Source organism: Kitasatospora sp. NPDC091257 (assembly GCF_044757675.1).
In the GTDB taxonomy this organism is placed as follows: Bacteria; Actinomycetota; Actinomycetes; order Streptomycetales; family Streptomycetaceae; genus Kitasatospora; species Kitasatospora lactacystinica.
Genome location: NZ_JBIVVI010000812.1, coordinates 1 through 4,237 on the forward strand (window position 1 = coordinate 1; position 4,237 = coordinate 4,237).

Below are 4,237 nucleotides of genomic sequence, written 5' to 3' on the forward strand. Positions count from 1 at the left end.
GGCGCGACGGGCGGCCCGCATCCCGGCGGGTCACTTCCCCCCGGTGGCGGCGCCGGAACACACGCGGCATGGTCGGCGTACGGGCCCGCGTCCGCGGCACCCCCCCCGAGCCGGATCGGCAGCAGCCGGGGCGGCGGCAGGCCGGTCAACAGCAGCGGCGACAGCGGCAGCTCAGGCCGCGCGCGCGACAGCGACGGCAGACGTGCCGACGGGAGGGCGCCCGGAAGGGGTTGTCGTGGCGTTCGGCCACCGTGATCACCGCCGGGAGCATGCGGGGAGGTTCGCATCAGAACAGCGCATCTGTCCAGAACATCCAGATCACTGTCCACATGCCGGACAACCCGCCTCCCGTCGAAGGTTTGGGCGCCGGAGGGGCTGTGCACCGGAGCTTTGCCGGTCCTGGCCCTCTTGAACAGGAGAACCTTTCGTACTTATGGTGTCTCCGTTGAAATAACTCCTGTCGAAGTGAGTCCACGATGCAGAATCTTTCGCCAAGGCTCGCTGTGGCGGCCGACGCCCCGGTCTCGACCCTCGCCGGCCACCCGGCCTGGCTGCGCCTGAAGGAGGCCGTCGAGACGCTGCGCCCGCTCCAGTCGAAGGACGGCTCGATCGACCTGGCCGCCGTCCAGCGGCACACGGTCGACCCGCTGGTCGCCACCGTCCGCGCCGCCGTCCAGGAGCTCGCTCCGCACTTCCCGCACGACGCCGCCTACCTGGCCGCCCTTGACGCGGACCTCGCCAAGTGGGCCGACACCGGCTACCGCGAGCCCGACTTCCTGGACTCGCTGCTCGCCTTCCAGCCCGCCGACCAGCGCGAGGACGGGCTGGAGCACCTGGTCGTCTTCCCGATGTACACCCAGAACGGCAACCCGGACCGCAACCTGGAAGCCGTCCTGCTGAGCGTCGTGTGGCCCGACTGGCTGGCCGAGCTGGAGCGCACCCGCTTCGACAACCCGATGTTCGTGCCGATCACCTTCACGGACTTCACCGCCGGCTACGACACCAACTCCGCCGTGCTCTTCCCCGAGACGGTCTCCGTGCGCAAGGCGCCGGAGCGTTTCACCTGGGGCGGCATCTTCTGCGACCGCGAGGCCGCCCGCTTCCGCGCCGTCTCCACCAGCGCCGTCCAGCAGCTCGGCCTGGAGATCCCGGCCGACGCCGAGGGCCTGCTCCAGGACCAGCAGCGCGCGCAGGAGACCTTCGTCCTGTGGGACCTGGTCCACGACCGCACCCACAGCCATGGCGACCTGCCGTTCGACCCCTTCATGATCAAGCAGCGCAGCCCGTTCTGGATGTACGGCCTGGAGGAGCTCCGCTGCGATCTCACCACCTTCAAGGAGGCGGTGAAGCTGGAGACCGAGGGCAACCCGCACGCCCGCGACGTCCAGTACGCGATCCTCTTCGACCGCCTGTTCCGCTTCCCCGTCTCCGGCGACCGGGTGCGCAACTACGACGGCATGGGCGGCCAGCTGCTCTTCGCCTACCTGCACAAGCACGACGCGCTGCGCTGGCGCGACAACCGCCTCAGCATCGACTGGGAGCGCGCCCCGCAGGTCACCAACGCGCTCTGCGCCGAGATCGAGACCCTCTACCGCGACGGCATCGACCGGCCGAAGCCGGCCCACTGGATCGCCGCCTACGAGCTGGTCTCCCGCTACCTCACCCCGCACCCGGCCTCCACCTGGGCGAAGGGCTCCGAGGCGCTGCCGCTCGACATCACCGACGGCAAGGCCCTCAACAAGGCCCTGTGCGACGCCGTGCTCCCGGACGAGTTCCCGCTGAGCATGTTCTACGAGGCCCTCAACAAGAAGCTGAGCGGCGTCATCGCCGCCACCGCCGGCATCACCGGCGCCGGGATCCAGGGAGTCGCCGCGTGACCACCTCCACCAACGCCCCGCTGGCCGGCAAGGTCATCGCCGTCGCCGGAGCCAGCGGCCCGGCCGGCCGCGCCGTGCTGCGCCGCCTCACCGCCGACGGTGCCACCGTGATCGGCGCCGACATCGACGCCCAGCGCCTGGAGTCCGCCCTGGACGCCACCCGGGTGGCCGTCCGCGGCGCCAAGGTCAGCGGCCAGGTGATCGACCTGCTCGACCCGCAGGAGGTCCACGACTGGGCCGACCACCTGGAGTCGGAGCACGGCCATGTCGACGGCCTGTTCCACCTGGTCGGCGGCTGGCGCGGCAGCAAGACCTTCTTCGACACCCGGCTGGACGACTGGGACTTCCTGCACGACACCGTCGTGCGGACCCTCCAGCACACCTCGCTGGCCTTCCAGCCCGCGCTGGTCCGCAGCACCGCCGGCCGCTACGCGATGATCTCCGCCGCGGCCGCGCACAAGCCCACCGCCGGCGGCGCCGCCTACGCGGCCGCCAAGGCCGCCACCGAGGCGTGGACCCTCGCCATGGCGGACTCCTTCAAGAAGGAGACCACCGACCCCGACGGCGAGCCCACCGCCGCGGCTGCGATCCTGGTCATCAAGGCGCTGGTCAGCCCTGAAATGCGGGCCGAGAAGCCGGAGGCGAAGTTCGCCGGCTTCACGGACACCACCGACCTCGCCGGACACCTGGCGGGCCTCTGGGACCGCCCCGCAGCAGAACTGAACGGACAGCACCTGTGGCTGACAGCCCGATGACCGACCTCACCCGTACGGACGCGGTACGGCGGCACGACCCCGCCGTCCGCGGCTTCGCCAGCGACAACTACGCCGGCGTCCACCCGGAGGTCCTCGCCGCGATAGCCCTCGCCAACGGCGGTCACCAGATCGCCTACGGCGAGGACGACTACACGGCCCACCTCCAGGACGTCTTCCGCCGCCACTTCGGCGAGAAGGCCGAGGCCTACCCCGTTTTCAACGGCACCGGCGCCAACGTGGTCGCCCTCCAGTCGCTGCTCCCGCGCTGGGGCGCGGTGGTCTGCGCAGAGTCGGCCCACATCCACGTCGACGAGGGCGGCGCCCCGGAGAAGATGGGCGGCATCAAGCTGCTCACCGTCCCCACCCCGGACGGCAAGCTCACCCCCGAGCTGCTCGACCAGCAGGCCTGGGGCTTCGGCGACGAGCACCGCGCGCAGCCGCTCGCGGTCTCCATCACCCAGAGCACCGAGCTCGGCACCCTCTACACCCCCGACGAGATCCGCGCGATCACCGAGCACGCCCACCAGCTGGGCATGCTCGTCCACGTGGACGGCTCCCGACTGGCCAACGCCGCCGCCTCGCTCGGCCTGCCGCTGCGGGACTTCACCACCGACGTCGGCGTCGACGTGCTCTCCTTCGGCGGGACGAAGAACGGCCTGCTCTTCGGTGAGGTCGTGGTGGTGCTCAACCCGGAGCGGGTGCGCAACATCAAGTACCTGCGCAAGACCTCGATGCAGCTCGCGTCGAAGATGCGCTTCGTCTCGGTCCAGTTCGAGGCGCTGCTCTCCGGCGACCTCTACCTCCGCAACGCCGGCCACGCCAACGCGATGGCCAGCCGCCTGGAGGCAGCGGTCCGGAAGATCGACGGCGTCGAGGTGGTCCGCCCGGTCCAGGCGAACGCGGTGTTCGCGATCCTCCCGCGCGAGGTGAGCGAGCGGCTCCAGAAGCGCTACCGCTTCTACTTCTGGAACGAGCACACCGGCGAGGTCCGCTGGATGTGCGCCTTCGACACCACGGAGGCCGACATCGACGCCTTCGCGGCGGCCATCGCCGAGGAGATGGGCCGCGCCTGACGGTGCCCGAACCACGGATCGTCCCGTCCCGCGTCAGCGGGGCGGGGCGATTTGCATGTGGCGGGCCGGTCCCCGTACAGTTCCGGAGTCGCCGCGGGAGACCGGGGCGGCAAAGCGGAAAGCAAATCCGATGAATGAAACTCCGGAAAACGGAGCGGAAAACATCTGATAAGCTGGAAACACGAAAGAACGAAGCCCGGAGGGTCCGCTGGAAGGCGGTCCGAAGGAAGCGTCCGTTCCTTGAGAACTCAACAGCGTGCCAAAAGTCAACGCCAGATATGTTGACATCCCCGGCCTCAGGTTTCCTGGGGTTGGAGATTCCTTTTGAAACAAACACTAGCGAGGACGCAGTGCGCGGGGCCGCCCTATTCCGGTGGTTGCCGTGCCGCTCAACGCGGGTGTGGACCGGCGCTTTTAATCAAGCACTGCCGGGTAAGCATTCACGGAGAGTTTGATCCTGGCTCAGGACGAACGCTGGCGGCGTGCTTAACACATGCAAGTCGAACGGTGAAGCCCTTCGGGGTGGATCAGT

At 69.4% G+C, this 4,237-nt stretch carries 3 protein-coding genes and 1 rRNA gene; all 4 read left to right on the forward strand.

Annotation, left to right across the window (positions count from 1 at the left end; translation table 11 throughout):
• Positions 1 to 476 precede the first annotated feature (476 nt).
• Positions 477 to 1,877: a DUF6421 family protein gene (locus tag ACIQOV_RS30035; protein WP_401053735.1), complete on the forward strand. Its 1,401-nt coding sequence runs from the start codon at positions 477 to 479 to the stop codon at positions 1,875 to 1,877.
• Positions 1,874 to 2,632 (forward strand): SDR family NAD(P)-dependent oxidoreductase, encoded by a 759-nt coding sequence (locus ACIQOV_RS30040; protein WP_359914666.1) that lies wholly within the window; start codon positions 1,874 to 1,876, stop codon positions 2,630 to 2,632. Before ACIQOV_RS30035 ends, ACIQOV_RS30040 begins: the two co-directional genes overlap by 4 nt.
• Complete coding sequence (locus tag ACIQOV_RS30045) at positions 2,629 to 3,705, forward strand: low specificity L-threonine aldolase (protein WP_359914671.1); 1,077 nt, start codon at positions 2,629 to 2,631, stop codon at positions 3,703 to 3,705. The genes ACIQOV_RS30040 and ACIQOV_RS30045 overlap by 4 nt, the downstream gene beginning before the upstream one ends.
• Before the next feature lie 439 nt (positions 3,706 to 4,144).
• Positions 4,145 to 4,237, forward strand: a 16S ribosomal RNA gene (locus tag ACIQOV_RS30050); the annotation flags it as partial.